Here is a 25534-nt window from a genome sequence, read left to right as displayed (position 1 = left end):
TACTCATAATCTAGTTTATGAAACAGATGGGTTATTAACTCAATAGTTTACCGCGAACCAAATCCTGTCAGCGTAGTATGAATGGTTCTAAAGAAAATCAGTAAGTCCAAGGTAAATGAAATATGCTTGATATAATAAAAATCATATTCAATTTTTAATTGGGTTTCTTCTGCTCCGGTAGCATAACCTTGGTTGACCTGTGCCCAACCAGAGATGCCGGGCTTGACAATATGACGATAATTAAAAAAAGGCACTTGTTTTTCAAGTTTGACCGCAAAATCAATAAATTCAGCCCTCGGACCTATTAAGCTCATCTCACCTTTAATAACGTTAATAAATTGAGGCAGCTCATCAACTCTAGTCTTACGAATAAACTTGCCCACCTTAGTAATTCGATCATCACTATCGACCGTTAAGATTTCTTTCGCATTTTCGCGCATACTGCGGAATTTATAAACTTTGATGGGTTTCCCACGATAACCCACTCGTGATTGAACATAAAAAACCTTACCCCCATCTTCACGCTTAATCGCTATAGCAGTCAATAGACAGATTATAAGGGTAAATGGCAGTAATATTAGAATAATTAAGAAATCAAGGCAATATTTGATTAACATATAATTTTCGCAAGGAAGCAAAGAGCCCAATTCATTCTCATACATATGATTGATTCTGACTCTACCAGTCAATGACTCGCGGATATTACGATAATGATAGACGGGAATACCTTCTAAAGTTTTATTAGCGATAAACTTTTGCCAGTCATCAGTCAAGTCATCGCTATGAAGGTCCGTTACGATACCACTCACATCCTGCTCTAAGTTAGTAGTGTCTAACTTCATCCAATCAGCAGAGGGCACTTGTTTTGGCATATCCGTTGCTCTACCCACTGGAATATAGGCTAAGGTTTGAACTTGGTAATGACCATTAATTATATTAACGATAAAAAGGTAGCTAAACAAACAAATGCTACTTAAGTAATAATAGGTTAAAGAAAAAGGAAAATCGGTTGGTGTGGCTAAGGTAAAAATTATAGCAAACCAAAATAGGAATACCGGTAATATGTATGACGTCGAGGTAATACCTGGGAATTGACGTATCAAGTTCAGGGTGAACAAAGTCAATAAAGTGAGTGTGCCACTAGTAAGAATATTAAAAACACTCGCTTTGTTAAACCCTTGAGTTAGATAATTCCAGTCAAAAAATAAGTACGGAATCCAAGTACATAGTAATAATCCTACGAATAGCTGGACAGGCAAGAAGCGCAAATACTGTAGCGTTTTTCTATTGAACATAATTAGAGTCTTTCATTCGTAGATACAAAGTACATTTGGAAATTTAGCAAATATAACTTATTGAGAGTGTAAAAAACTGTACTATTGTAGTAGGTTGGCAATTTAGATAAAGGAAGTGCTATAAAAAAACGGAAAACTATAAAAGATACCCCACTCTCAACTATCATAATTTTTGGCGTAGGCTGTGGCTTTAGCCCAGCGTTTTTGGCAAATTGTTACGATTGACTGGGCTAAAAGCGCCAGCCTACGATAGCCCATATTAAGTTGAGAGTCGCGTAAAAGATGGTAATCAATACTGCTGGTAAATAGACAAATGCTGATCGACCACTTGTTCAATTGAGAACGCATTTTCTGCCAGCTGACGCCCTGCCGTACCCATACGTACTCGAAGAATAGTGTCTGTGACCAGCTTTTCGATAGCATCAGCCAACTCATTGGGGCTCTTAACGGCTACTAACAAACCCGTTTCATTTGCTTCTATAGCATCACGGCAGCCCGGTACATCGGTTGTAATGACCGCTCGTCCGCAAGCAGCAGCTTCAATCAGAACTTTAGGCAAACCTTCACGATAAGAAGGCAATACCACCAGATTAGAATGTCTAAAAACAGCTGCCATATCTTTTTGGTAGCCCCTAATACTTAAATTAGGAATAGACTTCCATAGCTCAATATCTCTATTTTTAGCACTAGTGAGGTTACCTGGGTCTAGATCTCCCACTATCTGATAACTCGCAGCTATTCCTTTGTTATTCAAAAGCTTAATAGCTTCGATATACTCCGTTAAGCCTTTATCAAACAATAAACGAGCAGCAAAGGTTACCACAGGCTTATCAGTTAGATTCTCAGGGAAAAAACTAAAAGCCGAAAGGTCTATGCCTGAGCCACGAATTAAGACGGTTTGCTCTGGTTTGACCGCTTTGAGATCTATAAACATCCGCTTGTCATCAGGATTTTGAAAAATCACTGTGGTCTTATTAGAGCTTAACGCAAAATGATACAACCATGTACCAAGTTTTCGTTTTAACTGAGCTTTAAACCCTGTAGCCAAAAACAAAGTCCCCAATCCTGACACTGCAGCGACTACCTTTGGCACTACTGTAAATCGAGCAGCAATACCACCATATACAACGGGCTTAATAGTAACTAAATGGAGCACATCAGGCTTAACCTGTGTTAGCAGTTTCCAAATAGCAAATAAGCTATTCAACTCATTGGGTATACTACTACCACTGCGTGACAGTGGGATGTCATGATGGATAAAACCCATATCAGTGATTTCTTTGACTGCTTTACCGTCTCTAGTCGCTACATGTACGGTATGACCTTGCTCTTTAGCAGCCAAAGCGATAGGCAGACGATGAGATAAGAAAAACCAAGGCTCATTAACGATATATAATATTTTCAATTTAAGTCCTATCACCTTTATCGTGTGTTACTGGCTGATTCGCATGAGAAGGTCGATTTTTTTTCGGAAACAACTTTTGGACATTACAGTCAGCACAGACAAACAATACATAGATAACCACGAATGCATAACGATAACGGACAGCAGTACCATAGTTAGCCACAACCAAACCATATACAGACATCGCTAACGCCATAAACAATAGCCAAAAGGTAAGTTTGTCAGGGAACTTCCTCCAAGCTTGACGGGTTATTAAGTACAAAATGGCTAATACTGCTAAGTTCTCAACGGACTGTACAAATTGCAAAGCACCGCTAGCTTCCCAGGGTAAAGGTTTGGACAAGAAATACAACGCTGAGGTCAGACCTTGAAATACAAAGTCACCTGTGCCTGTAATAAGGCTGATATTCTCTGCTTTTCCACCATCTTCGACAAACATAGCGACTCTAAATTTATTAACTAACGGTATAGCAATAGGAGCAGAGAGTAGTAGAGCAGCTAAGCCAACCGCACCAATAATCAATGCTTTGGTTACCCCCATTCCTTTTTTTGCCACATTAAATATAAAATACAGCAGAACAATAGGACCTAGAATAAAGAAATTTTGAAATTTAATTATATATAAGGGTGCAATACAGATAATACTTTTAAAAACTTTAGACTCACGGGCGTATACTATTGTCAAAATCATAAAAAATAATATTAAAGTTTCTCTTAAGCTCAGAGCAGTATATAAAGCAGCACTTGGAAATAGTAAGTAAAACCATATAGACACATTGGTAAATATTTTTTTTACGTATAGAATAAAAAATAGAATGATATAGAGAAAGGTATTGTAGAAGCCTAAGCTGATAATTGAAACAGGCGTTGGAAATGGAATCAAAGCCAGCAGGGCACTTGCTGTTAAGACGGTATCACTGCTTTGAAAAGCTTCGATAAAGCCTAATTCTCCACTCCTCAACTCATTAACACCACCCCAGTAACGGAACTGATCTGGCATATAATTAGCATTAAACAACACATCATTTAAAATAAAGGGCAAGAAGCAATGTAGTGCTAACACAACCTGATATTTAGGTGAAATATCAAATTTATATCCGAGTATGAATACAGTCAACAAGCACATAAAAAAACTAGGCAAATCGAACAGCCTAGTCCCTAAAAATCCATAAGTATTAATCCAGCTTAGATCTGACATTCAATTATCTCTATTTTCTAGGTATTATTGCGTTTCAAGCCATGCCTGAAACATAAGTATGTCCCATAGCTGATGTTGATGATTAAATACGCCGCTCAAATGTTCATTCCAAATCTTACGGATTGGCGCTGGATTAAAATACCCTTGCTGCTGCAAAAGATTTCTATCAAGCAAGGCTTCAGCCCAATCACGTAAAGAACCTCGTAGCCAATCATGCAGAGGTATACCAAAACCCATTTTAGGACGTTCAATTAATTCGCGAGGCACATGACGATATAATACTTGCTTCAGCAACCATTTACCTTCACCATTACGTATTTTATAATCTAAAGGCATACGCCAAGCGAGTTCAGCGATACGATGATCAAGCATTGGCACTCGGGTCTCTAAGCTATTGGCCATTGCCGCACGATCAACTTTAACCAATATATCATCTGTCATGTAAGTTTGCGCATCCATAGCCATCATGGCATGCTGAAAGCTATCTGTTGTCGGCCAGCAACTTGAATCACTGATTAGGGTTGCTGGTTCTTGTGCACCAATAACTAATTGAGCTGGATCCTGCCAATGACTGGTTAAGTTCTGATAAAAGGCTTGTTCGCTATCGATATTAAGGACACCTGCTAGCTTATGGGCTTTGTCCCCAGGAGTACGTAAATTTAGGCGTTTAGGTATTACCGGACTAAGCGTATTAACCAATGTATCCCAGCTTTTGGGTGACAAAGCAGTAAGACTAACGGCTGCTAGCTGCCGCATCGGCCTAGGCAACTTGCGACTCTTACTCCAAACCTGCTGAGCCATAAGATAGCGGTTATAACCTCCAAATAATTCATCACCACCATCACCGCTGAGCGCCACCGTCACGTGCTGGTGTGCTAACTGATTCACCAAAAAGGTCGGAATCTGCGAGCTGTCGGAAAATGGCTCGCAATATATAGAAGATAATTTAGGTATTACCGCTAGAGCGTCTTCAGGGCGCATATACATTTCAGTATGTTCAGTACCTATATGTTTAGCAATAGCCTTTGCATGAGTTGCCTCATTATAACCTGCGTCATCAAACCCTATAGTAAAGGTCTTTACTGGGCGTGAACTTTGCGCTTGCATCAAGGCCACTACTGTACTGCTATCAATACCGCCACTTAAAAAAGCCCCAAGTGGCACATCAGACTGCATCTGTCCCCCGATGCTTTGCATCAGTGCAGACTCTAAAGCGTCAACTGCTTGCTCTGGACTTCCTGTAAATGGATCTGCTAAACCTGCTTCAACGATATCATTAAAACGCCAGTAGGCTTTCGATTGCGCTGTTTTAGCTTGTTGTATATCAGATAAAGGCAATTGCACCCAATGTCCAGGACGCAGCTTTTCGATACCCTGATAAATACTATAAGGAGCGGGAATGCAATTGTGTCGTAATAGTAGAGTTATCGCATCACGATTAATATCAGTTTTAAACGAAGGATGCGCTTTGAGTCCTTTTAACTCAGAGCTAAAGTATAGGCTCTGTCCTTGCCACCCCCAATATAGAGGCTTTTCACCCATTCGATCTCTAGCTAGCGTCAATACTTTTTGCTGGCGATCCCACAGTACAATGGCGAACATACCTACCATCGCTTGTAGAGTTTTTTCTATCCCCCAAGCGACAAAGCAGGCTAGCATAGTTTCTGTATCTGAATGACCACGCCAAGCGGGTGCATGACCTTCAATCATAAGCTGCTCACGCAATTGTAAATGATTGTAGATTTCGCCATTAAATGCTAGCACATATCGCCCACAAGCAGAGTGCATGGGCTGTGCGCCTGCCGGGGAAAGATCTTGTATAGCCAAACGCTGATGACCAAGAACCAAACCAATATTCTCATCCAACCAAGCATCACCAGCATCTGGGCCACGATGATCGATAGCGGCATTCATCTGAGCTATGACATTTTGCACAGGTATCGTTGTGTGCGCATTGAAAAAACCGTTTACACCACACATAATTAGGTCACATCGCTTTTAATTATTGAATTAAATATACGAGCTAGAATAGGTGCCTGAACCTGCAGCGAATAAGTTTTTTCGACTGCTTTCCTACCAGCATCACCAAGCATTTGTCGTTTCTCCTGAGAAGATAGTAGTATACTCAATGAATCAGCCCACTGTTCTAAGTTATCAGCCAAATAGCCACATTTACCATCACTTATAATATCGTTATTAACACCGACAGGACTGGCAACAACAGGTATGCCACATGCCATGTACTGGATAAGCTTATAGCCGCATTTACCTTTTTCCCAAGGCCCATCAGGAAGCGGCATAACACCGATATCCATCTGCTGAATCAATTGAGCTTCACTATCTTCACTCCAAGCTGCAACTTCAACTTCTATACCTGAGAACTCATCAACGATGTCTTGGGTTGCACCCACTAGTAGCAAACGAGCCGAATGAAGCTCACAGACGGTATGTAAAGCTTCTTTTATATCTAGAATATACTTTTGTGTTGAGGGTGATCCTATCCAACCAATTACCTTTTGATTACCTTTTTCCTTCAGCATTGGTACATAGCGAGACTGATCAACGACAGTGGGTACCCATTCAATATATTTACCACCAGCGGCTCGCGCACGCTCAGCTAAGTAAGCATTGCCTGCAATCACGCAACTGGATTTTGCCATGACCATATCAATCTTTTTAGCTAAGAATTTACGGATTATTGAATTATCAAATAAATCATAATTATGAAAAATTGCATCGTCATAATCCACTATATATTCTTTACCAATAAGTCTTAAATACCGTTCAGCAAAAGCAGGTAAATAAGGGAAGAGTTCGTATTCAATCCATATTAAATCGTAGCGATAGACCGAAAATAAGGTAATCAAGCGCTTACAATAATACTTTAAAACAGCCAAACGTGAGCGACTACTATTGTTATAAAGATTTTCAAGATAGGCTTCGTCAAATAAACTACGGACAGTAAATTCAAAACCATGTTGCTCAAGTAGTGGTAAATACTGCAAAGTACGTAATCGAGAGCTAGCACCCATACGAGGGTACTTTGTAAAAACTAATACTTTCATTTATTACCCTTATTGGCACAAGAGCAAAATGTATTAGCATTCAACCCTACTTTTTGTGAGAAAAACGAGTAATGCATCATCCAACAGCAGAAGCTGGCGCAGGAGTAATTTGCAAAAACAACATTTATTAAGCCTGCATTAGTCATGGGAAATTATGCTTTTATAAATCTTACGATATTTATCTGCACCACTATCAGCAGAAAAATAAGTTTCAGCCGCATTTCTACAGCGCTCAGATAAATTCTTATCTTGATATAATGAATCGAGGCTAGCTAAAGCTTTATCTATAGATTGTTGGCTACCGTCTTCAATAACCACTCCTACTTTATAATGCTCAATGAGATCGGCCATATCACCGACTCCACGATTACCGATAACTGGAATACCGCAAGCCAAAAACTCACCCATACGAGTCGGAGCAGAACCTAACTTACTAACGCCTGAGGTAAAGTAAAGTAACCCAGCTTTTATATTGGCAATATTGTTTGCGATATCATTAGGGGTAGAGCTTATAATCTCTAATTTTGAACCTTCAATACCATACTGTGTCGCTAGCTTACGAAGCGCTTGTTCTGAATCACGCGTAACTATTTTGAATGTCGCGTCCTTGTCCTTTTTCATTTGCGTTTGTAGCGTTAAAAACAACCAATCCAAATGATACCAACCACTAATCACTGTGCCCATAGTGCCTAGTTTCTTAGGTGAGTTTTCAGCTTTTCTAGTAATAAATTTACTCAAATCCACACAGGTAGTAATAACAGAAAATTTCTGGCTTTTTAGATGAGACTGCTGTGCCTGTAAGTAGTCAACAGCGGCTTGGGTAAGGCTGACCACATGTGCAGCATCTTTTAATAGCTTGGTTTCTAGTAACACTAATATTCGGTGAATGATGCTATTACGGTCTAAGCGTCCAGCGTCAATCATCTCATCAAGCCACAAGGCACGCATATCGAAAATAAAAGGCACTTTGGTTACTTTACCTACAAGCAGAGCAGCAATCGCAGGAATATAGCTACGGCAATGTACTAACTCTGCCCTTCCCGAATGAGAGAATGTCCAAGTAGCCTGAAGTAAAACCCACAAATCCCATAATGTGGCTAACAGTCTAGGCTTATGGTGATAAATTTTGGGTTGCCAGTCAATACCGTAAGAGACACATTCTTCTCGCAAAGCCTCAACCTTGGATGCTTCAGCAAAATCATTAGCTTTCTCAAAGCTGACAATAGTAAATTGATACTCATCTGACAATCGCGAAAGATAAGCTAAAATTTGAGAGCGACCTAAAGGTTCTAATAAGCCAGTATATGATAAATACAGCGCTTTCTTCTTAAGCATCATTTTTTGACCTTTCGAAAAATATAGTTTTTGGTTATAAATCTATACTATTCTCTGTTATTTACTAGTTGCCAAATGTTCTGAAAACCACATTTGGAACATTAATAGTGTCCAAATTTTTCTATCATCGTTCTTACCTGCGTGGAACAAGCGTAGTAAATCAGTAACATATTTGGGATCAAAAACACCATACTCTTTTATAATATCTTCATTTAAATATTGATCTAATAAATATTTTAGGTCATTTCGCAACCACGAATTAATGGGAATACCAAAGCCTTGCTTTTTTCTCAAGAACAATTCTTCAGGAACATAACGCTTCAGAATATCCTTTAAGATAGACTTATTTTTCTTCAAAGATATTGGCATCCTAGCAGCAAACTCGATAATCTTATGATCGAGTAGTGGTTCTCTACCTTCTAGTGAGACACTCATTGTTGACCTATCAACCTTTACGAGTAAATCATCTGGCAAATAGCCTTTGAAGTCAGAAATCATCATTTTCTCTAGTGTAGAAACATGACTAATTGAGTCTTCATTAAAAAAATACTCTTGAGATATGATTTTATCTATTTCGTCTTTACAAAAAACAGAATTTGAAACTTTAAACGCATTAGCAATGTCGTCATGTTCTAACAGATTTCTAAATTTCATAAATTTAGTATATAAATTTTCATTGATACCATTAAGAAGTACGAGAGGGAATGGTATAAAATCTGATAGTTTTTTGATACTGTTCTTAAAAGGTATTTTGGATATAGAGGCGAACCTTTTCTCCATTAACGTATAGCTAGAGTATCCGCAGAATAACTCATCGCCACCGTCACCTGATAAAATTACAGATACCTTTTCTTTTGCTAGTTTAGAGACCAACGTTGTTGGTATAGCTGAGCTGTCTGCAAATGGCTCATCAAAAATCTTCGGTAGCTCTTTAATTATCTCTAATGCGTCTTCCTTTTTACAGATATACTCAGTGTGGTTTGTACCTAAGTGATCAGCTATAGCTTTGGCGTAAATTGATTCATCATAATTTTTATCTTCAAAACCAATAGTAAAGGTATTGATTGGTATATCGCTATATTTTTGAAGGATGGCCGTTACTAAAGAACTGTCTACCCCACCACTGAGAAACGTACCCACTGGAACATCAGAAATCATACGTAAATTAAATGACTCTATAATTATAGACTCTAGCTCATCAGTAATAGCGGTTATATCAGTGACATTAGTCTTATCTTCAAAATAATCAGTCACATCCCAATAGCAATCGATGGATAGTTTTTTTGATGCAATATCGAATTTTAAATAATGCCCAGGCAATAGTTTCTTGGCCGAACTAAATATACTTTTTGGCGCATGAATATAACCGAACTGGAGATAAGAAGATACAGCTTCAAAATCAATACTTTTATCAAAGTTTGGGAAGCTAATGAAAGGCTTCAATTCACTAGAAAAAATAAAGCTATCTTCTGTTTGGGAATAATAAAGTGGTTTTACTCCTACACGATCACGAAAAATAGTAATCTCTCGTTTGTTTATATCGTAAATTGCAAAAGCAAACATTCCTCGAAACTTATCGACACTCTTAATTCCCCAGCAGTGAAACGCTTTTAAAATCACTTCAGTATCAGAATCAGACTCAAAAAAGTAACCTTTTTCTAAAAGCTGTTGCTGAATCTCTTTAAAATTATAAACTTCACCATTATAAATAGTGACTAAATTGTCATATTTCATAGGCTGATGCCCATGATTGCTAAGGTCTTGAATCGCAAGTCTTCTATGACCAAGTAAAACTGAACAAGAATCGTCATAAAATAAATCTATTCCTTCGCTATCAGGACCGCGTTTCACTAAACAAGATAACATCTCACTAAAGATATCTTCGCTAGTTGTTTTTGTATAATCAATTAAACCTAATAATCCACACATTATCTAAAAACCTCTAAGTATTGCTTTGCAATCTTATCAACTGAAAACTTTGCAGCTCGTAGTTTCAGAGCATCCATATCATGTTGTTCATTTAAAGACTCAACCATAGCTTGTGCCAAAGCATCAACATCACCTACAGGCACTAATTTACCATATTTTCCATCACAGAGAATTTCTCTAGGACCCGACTTGCAATCGGTAGAAACAACTGCAGTTCCAACGTCTAGTGATTCAACTATGACATTACCAAAGCCTTCACAACTAGAAGATAGCACTAGTAAATCAGCAGATGCCATCCATGCAGAGGGCATAGTGCTGAAACCTGCGAAGTTAACTTGCTTACGAATGCCTAGCTGTTCTGCTATAGCTTCTAACTCAGATAGTAAAGTACCCTGACCGACTATACTCAAGTACGCATTTTCCTTTTTTAATAATAAAGCAAAGGCTTTTAGCAAAGTAGGATAATCCTTTTCCCACTTTAAGGCACCTACAGCGACAATTTTCTTACCACTAAAACCCTGCCAAGATTCTTCATTTTGCTCCTTGGTAAAACGCATAGTATCTGAACTAACTGGGTTATGAAGCACTGTAATACTACTTCGCTTGATATTACCTAGTGTCGCTAAGTCATTTGCAACTCCCTCAGACACGGCCAACCTTGCATTAGCAAAAGAATAAACCATAGGCAAACTCAATTTGAAAAATATTCTTGTTGATTTTTTTTTCAATAAAGGTGCTTGTGAGAAAGTAGTATGATCAGAGACTACGACACGTCCAGGTAATTTTGCGAATTTAAAAGCAGTAACTGCTAATAAAGTCAGTGGCCACATTAAAGCTAGCAAAACATCAGGACGTTCTGCTTTTAAATAACGTAATAAAGGAAAAAATGCGTTACGCAACCTTGGACTTTTTAAATCGACTACATTAATGCGAGTATCTAACTCGGATAAGAACTCACCATGAGCAGTGCAGAGTATTACATCTACAGCACAACCTTTTTGCACAAACTCATTAGATAGTAATAACGCTACTTTTTCAGCACCACCAGCACGAAGATCGGGAAGGAAAATTGCTATTTTTTTCATCTTATCTCAGACTTTTATAAATTATATTGACCTGACATGAAACTTCTTAACTTTAGCTATACCATATTTTCCAACATCATTTACTAAAGAATTACTTTAAATACTTATTTCAAGCAGTATAAAATTATGTCTATAATTTTTTAGTATATTCCAGTTTTAGTAGTTTTCATTATATGCAGTCTACTCATCAACTAGTAAATCAATAAACTCAATATCTGTATTATCAGCCAACGAATAAGCTACTGTTGAATTGAAGTGATACACCTTTATTTTGAGACCCATTCTATCCACAATATGTTTCAAAATTGCTTCTGCGGGGCTATGGAGCCTGACAGCTTTCACATTTTCTATCCAAACACTCTCACGGGGATGCATAATGTATAAATCAATGGAAGGAAATATCTCAAGTACTTTTTGTTGTAGATACTCCCTTTTACTCAAGTTATGAAACACCGTTCCTAACAATATAGTATTAGTCTGTGCTGGTATTTTCTTTAAGTCTCTTTCATCTAATAGCTCACCCCAATCCCAATTAAGATTGAACAATCTTGCCTCTTCAACGATATTGCTCAGACCTGAAAATATTGTATAATGCAGCTTAGTTCTACTTCTTAAGTATTTTGCAGCCCCTTCAGGAAAAGCTACTTTAGAAATAATTCCCTTAATTCCTTTCCTCTCAAGAGGAGTATCTTTAAAATATTTTGAGTTGCTAATAAAATTGGCAGTGCCATCATCATATGTAATAATTTTTGAGAAAGGAAAAATCTTGGCTGATATAGCAAAAGGATAACTATCTATTCCTGCCAGAAATATTTTTCCACCTGTAATAAAAGATAGTACATGTAGACAAAGATATTTCAAAATATTAATAGAAATATTATCTATCGAAAGTACACTTATAGAAAAAATCGAGTTTCTTTTAACTTTCTCGTATAAAGAATAAACCTCAGTTGCATCTTCATACCTGTGATCTTGATAACATAGAACTAATACATATAGCTTTTTGCTTTCTATTTTTATTATCTTCTCTACTATTAATGCTTGTAGTCTTGTTCTAACAATGAAAATATTCATATAAAAACTCATAAACATAGTTACTTTGTATATTTATTTAAATTAACAATGCGCAGTTATAGTCGGCACTAAATAAAAAAGGTGCTTTAGCCTATGTATCAAGACTAATATATAGTTTTCATATTGAACTGACTATATATTTATGACTTCAGCTTACTTCTGTAAATACTTTAAAACAACAGCTGTATTTTCCTTAACATCTTCCTTCACTACTTTTCCAATCACTTCCTCCAAAAACTTCGGAGCCAACCCAAATCCTGGCCTGACACTGCGTACTGCATCTTCCGTGATAACATCACCTGCCTTCAAATCTTTGACAAAATATAGAGAACGACGAAACTTCATATTGCCTTGCTCGCTTGCTTTGCGTCCATAGTCTACTTTGCCAAGTGCTGCCCAAGTAGTCTTACTATCCCGGCAAAGAGCCGTTAAATCTGTAGGCTCTAAAGAGAAGCTATCATCGGGACCACCAGCATTACGGTCAAGCGTAAAGTGTTTTTCGATAATTGATGCACCAAGCGCCACACTAGTGATTGCTGTCGTATTATCAAGTGTATGATCTGATAAACCTGTCACTAAACCAAAGCGTTTCATCATATCTGGAATCGTAAGTAGATTGTAGTCCTCGCTAGGTGCAGGATAGCCACTCACACAATGCAGAATAGCGAGCTCTTTACAGCCACCTGAACATGCCGTATGGATCGATTTAATACCTATTACATCCATAGAAGAATTCATTACTTTATTTCTCTAACCAGCATAAAGGCTTCTGCTGCGTGAACACCAACCGTATAACCTCGATGCCTAGCAAGTAGTTCTATGTGCTGTAGACTGCGTGAATGAGGTACCTCTCGCATTTCATTATAATAGGCTTTTGATGCATCCATCTTTACAGGTAAATAATCAGTTATATCTATAAATACATTAGGTATAAAAAGTGCTGAATTGGATGTTTGCCACTCTGTACTTGAAAGCACCTCGAAAGCGTAAATGGTTTTCACACTGAAACCTGGCTGAGGTCGACAGGCCGTCATAACTGCTTTGTGCGTCACTTGATGATCAATATTTAGATCACCTATATGGTGTGTATAGATAATTTCCGGCTTAATTTCAGAAATTTTAACTTCAACCTCTTTCACGATATCCAAAAGCGCTACGCTATCCATACGATTATCAGGAAAGCTTAAGTTAGTAAAAGAGCTAACTCCTAAAATTTTAGCGGCTTGTTGTGCTGCACTTGATCGGTCTATTACTTCTTCAGCCAAAACTTCACGCGAACCGACACCATCAGTCATAAATAAAAGATGTACCTCGTCGCCTTCTGCTATGTGCCGAGCAATAGTGCCGCCACAACCCATCGCTTCATCATCTGTATGAGCAGCTACTACGAGAATTATTTTACTCATCAAATAAATCCCAGCTGGTTGGTGTACCACGGGTAACAGATGTTTTTAGGCGCTTACCTATAATCTCTTGCTCATGTTTAGGCGCAAGTCCAAGTCCTGGCCTAATACGACGTATACTATCAGCAGTAACTAAGCTTCCTGCCGGTAAGTCTTTGACAAAATAAACCGAACGTCTAAATTTTATATTGGCTTCTTCAGCTGGTTTTCTTTCATATCCAGCTTGACCGAGCGATAACCAAGCATCGTTAGTTTGCTCAATCAAAGATGTCAACTCATTAGGCTCTATCGAAAATGAGGAGTCAGGACCTTTATCATTTCTATCTAAGATAAAGTGCTTTTCGATAAGCGTAGCACCTAGACCTGTAGCTACTACAGAAGCAGTATTCGATATAGTATGATCAGATAACCCTATCTGTACTCCCAACTTTTTTCTCATATCAGGAATAGTTAATAAGTTAGATTGCTCTATAGGTGCTGGGTAGCTGCTAAGACAATGTAAGACTATTAAGTCTCTGCAGCCAGCATCTTGTGCAGTAGCAACCATTTCAGCTATCTCTTCAAAGTTAGCCATACCTGTAGACATTATCATCGGCTTTTTAGTTGCAGCCACATATCTTATTAATGGTAAGTCTGTTGCTTCAAATGAGGCAATTTTATAAGCAGGTACGTTCATATCCTCCAACAGATCAACAGCTGTTTCATCAAAAGGCGTGGAGAAACAGGTAATGTCTATATTACGTGCATGATCAAACATTGCTTTATGCCATTCAAATGGTGTTTGTGCTTGCTTATATAAATCATAAAGCTTATAACCGTCCCACAGACCGCCATTAATCATAAAATCTTTAGTGTCACAATCGATAGTCATAGTATCGGCTGAGTAGGTTTGTAATTTAATACCATCTGCGCCGCAATTTTTGGCTGCAGTAATAGTGTCAAGCGCTTTTTGCAATACGCCATTATGATTAGCTGAAAGCTCTGCTAAGATATATGGTGGGAAATCTTGCCCTATCTTACGGCCGTTAATTTCAATATGAGACATTTATATATCCTTTAATTTAATTTTTACTCGAGCAGTCACAGTATTTGTAGCTAGTTCAGCTTGATCAAATTCTAGTTGGTATGATCCTTTATCTATAAAAGCTTTAGGATATCCTGGGGCGTCCAACATACGTATATAATCATATAACTGTTCTACTGTTAAATCATTAGGTATTTCACTCTGCTTAGGTGTACGACGCTGAAAATTTACAGTATCACCTTGCTGTGGAATGGGCTGTGGTTCATTTGCAATGATATTTTTAATCATATCCCATGCAGTTTGACTAGCACGATTATAAATAGCCTCTGCACTACCTGCTAAATTAAACGCTTCCTTTAAGTAAACTGGCCCAGTATCTAAACCTTTTTCCATTTTTAATGCGGTTAATACCGTATCTTTATGACCGCGAACTATAAGATTTTGTAGTGGCGAGCCACCTCGGCCATAAGGAACATCAGTCATATGAAAACAGACGCATTCAAATTCGCTAAGTATCTGGACAGGTACAATCCAACGCCAATGTAGGAAAAATATATACTTCGGGTCAAAGCCTGTTGCTAGCTTAGCTTTTAATTCGGTTGGAGTAGAGACATAAGCCCAATTACCCGAAAGCTTAACAACATACTCGTCAAATAATGCTTTGTTCCACTCCCCTATTGCAGCAACGATATAATTCATAAGTCGTTCTTAGTCAATTGCATAGTAAGTACTTTCTCACCACCTTGATCAAAAGAGCTTACTAAAGAGAAGCCAAATTTTATATATAGATTCACTGCTATGTTATTTGACTCATAAACCTCTAAGCTTATTTTTTTAAGATTTATGCTCCTATCAAAGTATGCCAAAGCTGATTCCATTAAGACAGAGCCTGCACTATCTAATTTTTTATATAAATTAGCATAGACACCAAACACTGCACTATGCTTACCATCATCAATATCTGTAAAATAGATAACTCCAACAATACTTTTTTGATAATTAACCATTAAATATTGTTTTTCGGCGTTGTCTTTTAGCAATTCGATAAAATTTAAATGACCTTCTTCATTAATAATATCTTGACTATGCATCTGCGCTCTCACTTTTGGGTGATTACGCATCTCAAGAATTTTCATCTTGCTCTCATAGGATAAACTAGTGAGATTTAATAACTCTACTTCGCCAAAGCTAGGAGTATCTACTATCATATTTAAAACCCTTTAACATGTAACTAATCACTCTTTCAGCTCCTAATCCATCAGCAACAGATTGAGCACGAATAACTATAGGTAATACCCAGTGCTTTACATTTATCACTAGATGGGTAAGTTCATTAACATCTTTAATGAGCTTAACAACACCATCCACTGCTAAATATTCTGCGATTTGACGTTGATTTTCGGCAATCACTAGCTGAATGGTCGGCACACCTAAACAACAACGCTCCCAAGTTGTAGCACCCGCAGCGCCTATTGCTAGGTCTGCGTTACTCATTAATTCTGCCATATTACTAACATTAACTTTTACCGTAGTTTTTACTGGCATGTCAGCTGCTTGGTGTTTGACCGATTGTAGATGTGGAGCAGTTACACCCATAACGACTGTAATGACTATTTTTGGATCTAATTCAGTCTTGGCAAGATATTTAAGTATTTTTCCAGTGTAATTATCAGGATCAACACCACCTAGCGTAATTAAAATACTCTTAACTTCCCTATTATCTTTACGGCGTTTCAGGCTATAGTCACGCCATAGAGCAAATTCTGGTCTTAATAGCGCAAAAGTAGTACCTGCTAAAATTTTACAATCTTTAGGTACTAGCTTTTTATATTTTTCAACTGTCGATCCGTAATTTTGGTCTAACAATAGATCCCCTAAATGCTCTCTATCCCCTAAATCATCAATCACCATTAATTTTTTACAGTACGGGTGCAACGCTTTTTCCCAGCTTATATCAATAGCATAATGATCAATAACTAACCAGTCAGGCTTTATTAATCCGAGCAGATCAATGCAGTATTGAGCATCTTCCTGCTGCGTAGCTCCTAACCAGTCCGCGTGTGCAAGCTTTATGTTGCCTTTTATACTTTTTCCTACATCGTCTTTAAGTGGCAGGCTGTGAGCTTGATGACCACGTTTTCTAATCACTTCAAGCAAGTTACCTTCATGCTCACGGCAAATGAAGTAGCACTCTGCGCCCTTTAAAACCAATGCATCAGCCAATGTCAGACAGCGCATCACATGACCAGTACCTATTTGGATAGAAGCATCGCAGCGGAAAACGACTCTCATCCTTGCAGCGCCTTAAACAACCATTCAGCGCGATCCCAATCTTCAGACGTATCAATATCTTGTACACGGTGTCTTGGCAAAATAACTGGAGTAGAGTCAGCTCCAAAGATTATTTTTTCAGTTAACCAAGCATCTACTCTACCCCAATAGAATTGACCAGCATCATGCCAAGCCTCTTCTAAATCTTGAGATCGAGTATTAAAGTTATTCCTATCGAACATCTCTACCCCTAACTCAGGGTTAAGCTTAATAGCTCTTTGAATAGGAAAAGCATAACTGGTCACTGTAAAAGCATAAGCTGCATTGGTGCTCTTTAGTTGCTGAAAGCCTTGCTGTAAGTATTCGGCGGTAACAAAGGGAGCCGTAGCATATAAGCAGCATATAAGCTCAGGATCGAACCCTTGTTTTATAAGCCATTCAATAGCATGACGTATAACAGGAATAGTGCCTGAATAATCATCAGACAGTTCCATTGGTCGCATAAAAGGCACTTCAGCGCCATAACTTTTAGCGACTTCTGCAATTTCTAAATCGTCTGTAGATACAATGATTTTATCGAAACAGCCAGACTGCAGCGCGGCTTCGATTGAATAAGCAATCATTGGTTTACCACAAAATTCTTTGATATTTTTGCGCGGTATGCGCTTACTGCCACCGCGTGCTGGAATAACAGCAATTTTCATAGCTTATCGCTTAATGTAGTATTTTCTGGAAACGGTTTCTGCCAAGCCTTATAACGCTCTTTTTCAAAAAAATCTGTCTGATCTTTAAAAACTAAAAAAGAAAGATACCAGTGAAATAAAAAATATACTTTGAATTTTTTGTTTTCTCCTAAATCTTCTCTAAACCCTTTTTCTATTTTTAAATCTTTAGCTACTTTTCTATATTGTTTCATGACTCTATATGTCATAACCCAATTTTTAGATGGACGTTTTGTCATCAGTGCCCCTACTGTATTTATCAAATAGAGCCTATTAAACTTAGATTGCAGAATAGAAATATCATTTATATCTGAGGTTAGTTTATACCCTTCCCTAATCCCGTAAACAGATGTAAACAAACGATCTAAAAAAATTGGACTAGGATTACATCTAGTGATAGAGCTATATTCTTCGTGATGTATGTAACCAACAATATCAGACTTTAAAAATTTACTACAGAGAAACGGGTAAATAAAAACGAGTGGATTATCTTCATATATACAATATTCAGGATAATATATATTATTTTTTATTAAAAAATCCTTTTTGAATATTTTCGTCCATATACGTCCAAACTTGGCAAGAAGTATCTCTCTATTTGTATTCATATCTTTATATGAATCACTTTCTATTTCCATACTGTTACAGATAGAACCTTTAGAGATATAGTTGAAGTCAACAAAGTCATATCCTTTATGATAGATGTTCTTCAAATAAACTAGTGCATCAAGTTTAATATCGTCATCAGAATCTACAAACCAAACATATTCACCTTTAGCTATGTTCAGACCTGCATTTCTTGCACCACCTGGTCCTTTGTTCTCTTGCCTAATGACTTTTACCTCGACTTGACTTTCTGATCTGAAAGCAGTTAATAATGCAACTGTATCATCTGTTGAACCATCATCGACAAAGATAATCTCGATTTCTTCATCTTTGATATTCATCAAGGTTTCTAACAGCCTTTTACACTTCTCTTCAGAGTTGTAAAAAGGAGAGATGATAGAGAGATAATGCATAGAAAAATATCCTAAAATAATAGTTGTTGTAAAGTATTAACTATTTTTTCTTGCTGTTGATTAGTCATCGTCGGAAACATTGGAATACTTATAGCTTCTTTATAGTATTGTTCCGCTTGAGGAAACTGACCAGCTTTAAAGCCCATTGATTGATAATAAGGTTGCATATGCACAGGTATATAATGCAAATTAACCAAGATACCAGCTTCACGCATCCCTTCAAAAACTTCTAAGTGTGTTTTCTTGATCTTATCTAACTGCAAGCGAATCACATATAAATGTAAGCCTGAATAGCTATTCTTATGCTGCCAAGGCAGCGTTACAGGCAAGTCTTTAAGCAAGGTATCATAACGCTGTGCTAATTCATGACGTTTGGCAACAAAAGCCTCTAAACGCTGCATTTGCGACACACCCAAAGCAGCTTGCAACTCTGTCATACGATAATTAAAACCCAAATCGACTTGCTGATAATACCAAGGACCATCCGTAGGTTTGGTCATTAAGTCAGTATCACGAGTAATGCCATGGCTGCGTAGTAAGTCTAACTTCTGTGCTAACTCTGGACTATTCGTTGTTGCCATACCACCTTCAGCAGTAGTGATTATTTTTACTGGATGAAAACTAAATACCGTAATGTCGCTATATCGACAGTTACCAATAGGCTCACCTTTATATTTACCACCGATGGCATGCGAAGCATCTTCAATAATCTTAAATCCATATTGTTTTGATAAACTGTATATTGCTTCCATATCACATGGTTGACCACTAAAATGTACTGGAATAACCACCTTAGGTAACTTCCCTGCTTTTTCTGCGATAACTAGCTTTTTTTCTAACTCTTTTGCACATAGGTTGTAAGTTTTAGGATCGATATCTACAAAGTCAACTTGTGCACCGCAGTAAAGCCCACAATTTGCTGAAGCGACAAAAGTATTAGGCGTCGTCCAAAGCCAATCACCTTTTTTTAATCCTAATGCAAGACAAGCAATATGTAATGCAGATGTTGCACTATTGACCGCCAACGCATATTTTGCATCACAAGCGTCCTTGACCGCTTGTTCAAATGCAGGAACTTTAGGACCTTGAGTCAGAAAATCTGATTTGAGGACTTCAACAACAGCATCAATATCTTGTTGATTAATGTCTTGGCGGCCATAGGGAATCATTTAGATGCTCCCGATTTTATCACGGTTAGTGTCAATCCATTCTTGTAAATCAGTATCACTCATCCATTCTGGATTGTTATCACTAGCGTATTCAAATCCTTCAGGCACACGTTTACCGTCTTTAATTCTTGCAGGATCATTTGCCCATTTATTAATGGTAGGTAAAATCTTAAAGTGCTCAGGATACTCGTAGGTATAGTAAGCATCTTCAACGCTAATCATTTGCTCATGTAGCTTTTCACCTGGGCGGATACCAATAACTTCTTGCTTTGCTTCTGGCGCAACAACTCTAGCTAAATCTGTCATTTTCATTGATGGAATTTTTTTGACATAAATTTCACCACCCACCATATCTTCGAATGCATGCCAAACCAGTTTAACCCCATCTTCCAATGAAATCATAAACCGAGTCATACGATCGTCTGTAATAGGCAACACACCTTTATCTTTAATAGACATAAAGAATGGAATAACTGAACCACGAGAGCCCATCACATTTCCGTAACGGACAACTGAAAACTTGGTCCCATGCTCTCCAGAATAAGAGTTACCTGCTACAAACAATTTATCAGAGGCAAGTTTAGTAGCACCATAAAGGTTGATTGGACTACTGGCTTTATCTGTCGATAGCGCAACGACACCTTTAACGCCTTTATCAATACAAGCATCAATTAAGTTCATGGCACCATTGATATTGGTTTTCACACATTCAAATGGATTGTATTCAGCAGTCGGTACAATCTTAGTGGCAGCAGCATGTACTACATAATCAACGCCATCTAGTGCGCGATATAAGCGTTCCTTATCACGAACATCACCGATGAAAAATCGAACCCTATCATCACCGACGAATTTTTTTGCCATATCCCACTGCTTCATCTCATCACGTGAGAAGATAATCACCTTTTTAGGATTATATTTTTCTAGCACCATGGGAACAAAAGTGTTTCCAAATGATCCTGTACCGCCGGTAATCAGAATAGTACTATTACTTAACATTTAATTCTCTCTTTCAATTTAAATTCTATATTTTAAAATTAGTTGAAAACACCAATAAGATAATAATATGTGTTCTAGAAAACACTTTCTTTGATCTTTGATATAGTTACACTTGGTACAACAATTATTTATACCATATTCAATCATTGAGCTAGAAGATATCGGAATTTTAAACTATAAATTCATTAAGCATGATCAGCCATCTTTTTAAATTGGACATTCTTTTCTAATAGTTCTTGGTAAGTACCTTGATCAACTATTTCACCTTGATCCATTAAATAAATAATGTCACATTTCTGTACCGTTTTTAGACGATGCGCAATCATAATTATCGTTTTCTGACCACTAAAATCATGAATAGCATCCATGATTATCTTTTCTGTAATACCATCTAGTGCACTGGTTGCTTCATCAAACACCAAAATACCTGCTTCATGATAAAGTGCTCGAGCAATACCAATACGTTGACGTTGGCCACCAGACAGCTGGACACCGCGCTCACCTACTTTTGTATTTACGCCATCTGGAAGTTGTTCAACTAGTTCTGTTAAATGTGCAAGTTCGAGCGTCTTATGAACTTGCTTGAGATCAATATCTTTAGTAGGCAAACCAAAAGCAATATTCTCAGCGATAGTTCCTTCGCTTAAAAAGATACTCTGCGGAACAAAACCTAATGTATTTTGCCAAGCACGTTTATTTTCAGGAGTGATACAAGTGTCATCTATACACAAGTGACCACTTTGAGGTGTCAATAAACCAAGCAACAAATCTATTAAAGTAGATTTCCCAGAACCAGTCGATCCTACTAAACCGACCACGCTATTAGCAGGAATAGTCATAGTGACACCATTCACAGCAGGTTTTGGTTTGCCAGGATAACTAAACTGTATATTACTTAAAGTAATTTTTTCCTTTAGCTCGATTCGTATTGGTAGAGGATCTTTAGAAATAGAGTTATTCTGATTAAGTGATTTTTGCAAATCCTCTTCAACTGCTTCAAATGCAGCTAGATTCCCTTTGATTTGAGCCACACTAGAATATATTTGTTGCAAAGCTGGAAGTAACTTAAATGCAGCGAGAGCGTAAACGGCTAGGATTGGTAATACGGCTCCTAAGTTGCCTTCGTGTAATTTAATCAGGAGTAGAACCAACCCAATCATAGTACCGAAAGCAATTAATTCCATAAAATAGCGGGGGACTTGACCGATACCTGCATTTAATCCTAAAGCACGAGCATAAACCCTACCACTATCTTCAAAGCGTTGAATGAAATCATGGCTACGATCAAGTAGTAAGACATCTTTGATACCACCAAACCCTTCATTCATTAACCTAAATCGATCAGTAGATACTTTTGATATCTCTTGACCATTAGAAACCAATTTATTACGAACAAGTTTATAAAGTAAGAAATATGCTAACGCAAATATAATTAAACCGCCTATAGCTATAATAGGATTGTAAATTAATATACTTACAGAGATCAGAATAGCTAAAATTACTTTTGCATTCATTTGCATCAGTGGTTGTATTATTCCACTCGTTAAGCGCATAGCTTCTGTAGATACCTGCTTGGTTAACTGAGCGCTACTACCACTGGCATGAAACTGCCAATCTTCTCGCATATAATAAGCGTAAAGACGATCCGCAATTTCAATACCGACGCTCGCCCCATAAAGTGATAGTTTCCAAATCGTAAACATAGAAACTAGGGTAGAGACTGTTAAAGCTAAAAGTACCAGTAACCCAGTATAAAACACAAAATCCATAGGATCTGTTAAACCAGACATTTGGTATAATTCTGCGAAGACATTACTTTTTTCTAGTATAGAAATATCACCGACTAGAGCCATAAAAGGCGCTATGGATGCAATACCCAATAACTCAGTAAAAGCCATAACCACTACAAGCACTTGCAGAATATAAAACTGTTTTACTTGCTGGGCTGAAAGCAATGAGAAAAGCTGCTTAATCATCTTAAACATATAAATCCCACTATCAAAATCAACCTAAAAACTTAACATACCAAGGCATAGCTTTCTCAATACCCTGAACAATATCAAACTGCGGTGCATAGCCTAATGCGTTCTGTATTTTACTAATATCAGCCTGACTATGACGCACATCTCCTGCTCTAAAATCTCGATATACTGCTTCTTGAGTATAATTCACCCCATTGAGGGCTAGATTCTCGTGTAGCGCCGTAAATAGTGTATTGAGCGTTGTACGACCACCCACTGCCACGTTATACACCTCGTTTTTAGCTTCATCCGTAGCAGTCGCCGACAAAATATTAGCTTGTACCGCATTCTCAATAAAGTTAAAGTCTCGACTGGTATCACCATCACCATTGATATAGACCGCATCACCAGCTATCATAGCCGCCGTCCATTTAGGTATCACTGCGGCATAAGCACCATCTGGCGTTTGGCGTTTGCCAAATATATTGAAATAACGTAGACCAATCGTATTGAAGTCATAGGTACGAGCAAATACATCGGCATATAGCTCATTGACATATTTAGTCACTGCATAGGGTGATAAAGGCTTACCAATGGCATCCTCGACCTTGGGTAATGCAGGATGATCACCATACGTTGAGCTACTAGCCGCATAAGTAAAGCTAGCGACCTTTGCATCACGTGCTGCGGTCAGCATATTTAAAAAGCCTGAAATATTAGTCTCATTAGTATTAATAGGATCAGCGATAGAGCGTGGGACCGAACCTAGCGCTGCTTGGTGCAAGACATAATCGATACCAATACACGCCGCTTGGCAATCTGCTAAGTTACGTATATCACCTTCTATAAAAGTAAAGCCTTGCCATTGTTGCGCGCTCACTAAGCTTTGGACTTCATCTAAATTATGTTGAAACCCAGTCGCGAAATTATCTAAACCCACTACTTTTTGATTTAGCAATAATAAAGTTTCTAATAGATTAGATCCTATGAAACCCGCAACCCCTGTAATGAGCCATGTTTTTGGCTCATTTGCCAGTGTTTGCTTAATTTGTTCATAGACTGTCTGTGTCTGTATCATTCTGATTTTCCTAATTGCTTATTATATGGACTACCCTACTCTCAACTATCATAATTTTTGGCGTAGGCTGTGGCTTTAGCCCAGCGTTTTTGGCAAATTGTTACGATTAACTGGGCTAAAAGCGCCAGCCTACGATAGCCCATATTAAGTTGAGAGTCGCGTATGAACTAAATATTTATAGTCGGATATCAGTATCTTCTTTAGTAAAGACATACTTTAAATCATAGAGAACATGGCTAGTTTTACCAAGCGATCTAATTTGCTCTACACCCATTTCTACAAACTCATTATGCGCGACTGCTAAGACGATACCATCATAGGTATTAATCGCTAACTTGCTGATAGGCGTAACATTATACTCACGCTCAGCTTCTGCTTTATTTACCCAAGGGTCATAAATCTCAACTTCGATATTATATTCTTCTAGCTCACGTACGATATCGATCACTTTAGTATTGCGCACATCTGGACAATTTTCTTTAAAGCTTAACCCTAAGATCAAAACTTTGGCACCTTCAACTTGAATACGCTTTTTGATCATGGTTTTGACCAGTTGGGTTACCACATACTCGCCCATGCTATCATTCAAGCGACGACCAGCTAGTATAATTTCTGGATTATAGCCGATGGCCTGTGCTTTATGAGTCAAATAATAAGGATCTACCCCGATACAATGACCACCCACTAGTCCGGGGCGGAATGGCAAAAAGTTCCATTTTGTACCTGCAGCTTCTAACACCGCTTCGGTATCTATATTCATCTTATTAAAGATAACGGCTAACTCATTGATTAGCGCAATATTGACATCTCTTTGGGTATTTTCAATCACTTTTGCCGCTTCTGCTACTTTGATGCTTGGTGCTTTATGAGTACCTGCAGTGATGATTAGGTTATATACCTCATCGACAAAGTCGGCTACCTCTGGAGTGGAACCTGCCGTTACTTTCAAAATATTAGTAACACGATGCTCCTTATCGCCTGGATTGATACGTTCAGGACTATAACCTGCATAGAAATCTTGGTTGAAAACTAAACCAGAGATTTTTTCTAATACTGGAATACAGACTTCTTCTGTCGCACCTGGATAAACTGTCGATTCATAAACTACAATATCGTCTTTTTTGAGTAGACTGCCGATAGATTCTGAAGCTTTAATTAATGGCGTCAAATCTGGTTGCTTGTATTCATCAATAGGCGTTGGTACGGTCACAATAAAAAAGTTACAGTCTTTGAGCGCTTGGATATTAGAGCTATAACTCAAATGCGCTGCTTGCGCTAGCTCCTCATTACTAACTTCTAGCGTACGCTCCATACCTGACGTTAGCTCAGTAATACGATCATTATTGATGTCAAAACCAATAACTGAATGGTTCTTACCAAACTCAACAGCGAGTGGTAAACCCACATAACCAAGGCCAATCACAGCTATTTTAATGTTACTAATATTCATCATAGTATCCTGTTAACTGTTCTTATTCATTTTATGCTTTAAAGGCGCGGCA

21 protein-coding genes and 1 pseudogene are annotated in these 25534 nt (G+C 37.8%); all 22 read right to left on the bottom strand.

Translation table 11 applies throughout. The features are described from left to right. Positions 1 to 47 precede the first annotated feature (47 nt). The 22 genes and pseudogenes from PSYC_RS11775 to tviB all read right to left on the bottom strand — a co-directional run bounded on the left by PSYC_RS11775 (position 48) and on the right by tviB (position 25482). Positions 48 to 1295, bottom strand: coding sequence for a sugar transferase (locus PSYC_RS11775; RefSeq protein ID WP_011279957.1), 1248 nt, complete (start codon positions 1293 to 1295; stop codon positions 48 to 50). A gap of 289 nt (positions 1296 to 1584) precedes the next feature. Next, complete coding sequence (locus PSYC_RS03505) at positions 1585 to 2700, bottom strand: glycosyltransferase family 4 protein (RefSeq protein ID WP_011279956.1); 1116 nt, start codon at positions 2698 to 2700, stop codon at positions 1585 to 1587. Position 2701: 1 nt separating this feature from the next. Beyond that, positions 2702 to 3898, bottom strand: coding sequence for a hypothetical protein (locus PSYC_RS03500; protein ID WP_011279955.1), 1197 nt, complete (start codon positions 3896 to 3898; stop codon positions 2702 to 2704). Between the two features lie 24 nt (positions 3899 to 3922). Further along, positions 3923 to 5878: an asparagine synthase (glutamine-hydrolyzing) gene (gene asnB, locus PSYC_RS03495; RefSeq protein WP_011279954.1), complete on the bottom strand. Its 1956-nt coding sequence runs from the start codon at positions 5876 to 5878 to the stop codon at positions 3923 to 3925. A gap of 2 nt (positions 5879 to 5880) precedes the next feature. After that, entirely contained in the window at positions 5881 to 6963 is a 1083-nt protein-coding gene (locus tag PSYC_RS03490) for a glycosyltransferase family 4 protein (protein ID WP_011279953.1), read from the bottom strand. 138 nt (positions 6964 to 7101) lie between these two features. Next, positions 7102 to 8301: a glycosyltransferase gene (locus PSYC_RS03485; RefSeq protein WP_011279952.1), complete on the bottom strand. Its 1200-nt coding sequence runs from the start codon at positions 8299 to 8301 to the stop codon at positions 7102 to 7104. A 54-nt stretch (positions 8302 to 8355) separates the two neighbouring features. Further along, a complete protein-coding gene (asnB, locus tag PSYC_RS03480) occupies positions 8356 to 10227 on the bottom strand; it encodes an asparagine synthase (glutamine-hydrolyzing) (RefSeq protein WP_011279951.1) in 1872 nt (623 codons plus the stop codon). Further along, positions 10227 to 11312: a glycosyltransferase gene (locus PSYC_RS03475; protein ID WP_011279950.1), complete on the bottom strand. Its 1086-nt coding sequence runs from the start codon at positions 11310 to 11312 to the stop codon at positions 10227 to 10229. The genes asnB (PSYC_RS03480) and PSYC_RS03475 overlap by 1 nt, the downstream gene beginning before the upstream one ends. A gap of 180 nt (positions 11313 to 11492) precedes the next feature. Next, positions 11493 to 12386, bottom strand: a complete 894-nt coding sequence (locus PSYC_RS03470; protein ID WP_041757540.1) for a glycosyltransferase family 52 — start codon at positions 12384 to 12386, stop codon at positions 11493 to 11495. Between the two features lie 153 nt (positions 12387 to 12539). Continuing rightward, positions 12540 to 13079 (bottom strand): annotated as a pseudogene (locus PSYC_RS03465) (N-acetylneuraminate synthase family protein); the annotation flags it as partial. A gap of 44 nt (positions 13080 to 13123) precedes the next feature. Next, complete coding sequence (locus PSYC_RS03460) at positions 13124 to 13792, bottom strand: PIG-L deacetylase family protein (RefSeq protein WP_011279947.1); 669 nt, start codon at positions 13790 to 13792, stop codon at positions 13124 to 13126. Continuing rightward, positions 13785 to 14834 carry a pseudaminic acid synthase gene (pseI, locus tag PSYC_RS03455; protein WP_011279946.1) on the bottom strand — a complete coding sequence of 350 codons (1050 nt, stop codon included), beginning with the start codon at positions 14832 to 14834 and terminating at the stop codon, positions 13785 to 13787. The genes PSYC_RS03460 and pseI overlap by 8 nt, the downstream gene beginning before the upstream one ends. After that, on the bottom strand, positions 14835 to 15512 hold the full coding sequence (locus tag PSYC_RS03450; RefSeq protein ID WP_011279945.1) for a methionyl-tRNA formyltransferase: 678 nt from the start codon (positions 15510 to 15512) through the stop codon (positions 14835 to 14837). Further along, entirely contained in the window at positions 15509 to 16021 is a 513-nt protein-coding gene (gene pseH, locus PSYC_RS03445; protein ID WP_011279944.1) for a UDP-4-amino-4,6-dideoxy-N-acetyl-beta-L-altrosamine N-acetyltransferase, read from the bottom strand. Before pseH ends, PSYC_RS03450 begins: the two co-directional genes overlap by 4 nt. Further along, complete coding sequence (gene pseG, locus PSYC_RS03440; protein WP_041757538.1) at positions 16002 to 17105, bottom strand: UDP-2,4-diacetamido-2,4,6-trideoxy-beta-L-altropyranose hydrolase; 1104 nt, start codon at positions 17103 to 17105, stop codon at positions 16002 to 16004. Before pseG ends, pseH begins: the two co-directional genes overlap by 20 nt. After that, complete coding sequence (pseF, locus tag PSYC_RS03435; protein ID WP_011279942.1) at positions 17102 to 17788, bottom strand: pseudaminic acid cytidylyltransferase; 687 nt, start codon at positions 17786 to 17788, stop codon at positions 17102 to 17104. The genes pseG and pseF overlap by 4 nt, the downstream gene beginning before the upstream one ends. Next, positions 17785 to 18825: a glycosyltransferase family 2 protein gene (locus tag PSYC_RS03430; RefSeq protein WP_011279941.1), complete on the bottom strand. Its 1041-nt coding sequence runs from the start codon at positions 18823 to 18825 to the stop codon at positions 17785 to 17787. The genes pseF and PSYC_RS03430 overlap by 4 nt, the downstream gene beginning before the upstream one ends. An 11-nt stretch (positions 18826 to 18836) precedes the next feature. Further along, a complete protein-coding gene (pseC, locus tag PSYC_RS03425) occupies positions 18837 to 19994 on the bottom strand; it encodes a UDP-4-amino-4,6-dideoxy-N-acetyl-beta-L-altrosamine transaminase (RefSeq protein ID WP_011279940.1) in 1158 nt (385 codons plus the stop codon). Then, on the bottom strand, positions 19995 to 20993 hold the full coding sequence (pseB, locus tag PSYC_RS03420; protein WP_011279939.1) for a UDP-N-acetylglucosamine 4,6-dehydratase (inverting): 999 nt from the start codon (positions 20991 to 20993) through the stop codon (positions 19995 to 19997). It lies immediately after the preceding gene. Positions 20994 to 21178: 185 nt separating this feature from the next. Beyond that, positions 21179 to 22978 (bottom strand): ABC transporter ATP-binding protein, encoded by a 1800-nt coding sequence (locus PSYC_RS03415; protein WP_011279938.1) that lies wholly within the window; start codon positions 22976 to 22978, stop codon positions 21179 to 21181. A 19-nt stretch (positions 22979 to 22997) separates the two neighbouring features. Then, the gene (locus tag PSYC_RS03410; protein ID WP_011279937.1) at positions 22998 to 24032 is read right to left on the bottom strand and encodes an NAD-dependent epimerase/dehydratase family protein; all 1035 of its coding nucleotides are present in this window, start codon (positions 24030 to 24032) and stop codon (positions 22998 to 23000) included. A gap of 175 nt (positions 24033 to 24207) precedes the next feature. After that, positions 24208 to 25482 (bottom strand): Vi polysaccharide biosynthesis UDP-N-acetylglucosamine C-6 dehydrogenase TviB, encoded by a 1275-nt coding sequence (tviB, locus tag PSYC_RS03405; protein ID WP_187147124.1) that lies wholly within the window; start codon positions 25480 to 25482, stop codon positions 24208 to 24210. Positions 25483 to 25534 lie beyond the last annotated feature (52 nt).

Origin of the sequence: Psychrobacter arcticus 273-4 (assembly GCF_000012305.1) — a bacterium.
GTDB classification, from domain to species: domain Bacteria; phylum Pseudomonadota; class Gammaproteobacteria; order Pseudomonadales; family Moraxellaceae; genus Psychrobacter; species Psychrobacter arcticus.
Note: the sequence above shows the minus strand (reverse complement) of the source record. Positions and strands in the feature narration are given on the sequence as shown.

Excerpts from the sequence above, each read along its gene's own strand:
- PSYC_RS11775 (WP_011279957.1), bottom strand. The coding sequence starts at position 1,295 with ATGTTCAATAGAAAAACGCTACAGTATTTGCGCTTCTTGCCTGTCCAG.
- PSYC_RS03500 (WP_011279955.1), bottom strand. The coding sequence starts at position 3,898 with ATGTCAGATCTAAGCTGGATTAATACTTATGGATTTTTAGGGACTAGG.
- asnB (WP_011279954.1), bottom strand. The coding sequence starts at position 5,878 with ATGTGTGGTGTAAACGGTTTTTTCAATGCGCACACAACGATACCTGTG.
- PSYC_RS03490 (WP_011279953.1), bottom strand. The coding sequence starts at position 6,963 with ATGAAAGTATTAGTTTTTACAAAGTACCCTCGTATGGGTGCTAGCTCT.
- PSYC_RS03485 (WP_011279952.1), bottom strand. The coding sequence starts at position 8,301 with ATGATGCTTAAGAAGAAAGCGCTGTATTTATCATATACTGGCTTATTA.
- asnB (WP_011279951.1), bottom strand. The coding sequence starts at position 10,227 with ATGTGTGGATTATTAGGTTTAATTGATTATACAAAAACAACTAGCGAA.
- PSYC_RS03475 (WP_011279950.1), bottom strand. The coding sequence starts at position 11,312 with ATGAAAAAAATAGCAATTTTCCTTCCCGATCTTCGTGCTGGTGGTGCT.
- PSYC_RS03470 (WP_041757540.1), bottom strand. The coding sequence starts at position 12,386 with ATGAATATTTTCATTGTTAGAACAAGACTACAAGCATTAATAGTAGAG.
- PSYC_RS03460 (WP_011279947.1), bottom strand. The coding sequence starts at position 13,792 with ATGAGTAAAATAATTCTCGTAGTAGCTGCTCATACAGATGATGAAGCG.
- pseI (WP_011279946.1), bottom strand. The coding sequence starts at position 14,834 with ATGTCTCATATTGAAATTAACGGCCGTAAGATAGGGCAAGATTTCCCA.
- PSYC_RS03450 (WP_011279945.1), bottom strand. The coding sequence starts at position 15,512 with ATGAATTATATCGTTGCTGCAATAGGGGAGTGGAACAAAGCATTATTT.
- pseH (WP_011279944.1), bottom strand. The coding sequence starts at position 16,021 with ATGATAGTAGATACTCCTAGCTTTGGCGAAGTAGAGTTATTAAATCTC.
- pseG (WP_041757538.1), bottom strand. The coding sequence starts at position 17,105 with ATGAGAGTCGTTTTCCGCTGCGATGCTTCTATCCAAATAGGTACTGGT.
- pseF (WP_011279942.1), bottom strand. The coding sequence starts at position 17,788 with ATGAAAATTGCTGTTATTCCAGCACGCGGTGGCAGTAAGCGCATACCG.
- PSYC_RS03430 (WP_011279941.1), bottom strand. The coding sequence starts at position 18,825 with ATGCATTATCTCTCTATCATCTCTCCTTTTTACAACTCTGAAGAGAAG.
- pseC (WP_011279940.1), bottom strand. The coding sequence starts at position 19,994 with ATGATTCCCTATGGCCGCCAAGACATTAATCAACAAGATATTGATGCT.
- pseB (WP_011279939.1), bottom strand. The coding sequence starts at position 20,993 with ATGTTAAGTAATAGTACTATTCTGATTACCGGCGGTACAGGATCATTT.
- PSYC_RS03415 (WP_011279938.1), bottom strand. The coding sequence starts at position 22,978 with ATGTTTAAGATGATTAAGCAGCTTTTCTCATTGCTTTCAGCCCAGCAA.
- PSYC_RS03410 (WP_011279937.1), bottom strand. The coding sequence starts at position 24,032 with ATGATACAGACACAGACAGTCTATGAACAAATTAAGCAAACACTGGCA.
- tviB (WP_187147124.1), bottom strand. The coding sequence starts at position 25,482 with ATGAATATTAGTAACATTAAAATAGCTGTGATTGGCCTTGGTTATGTG.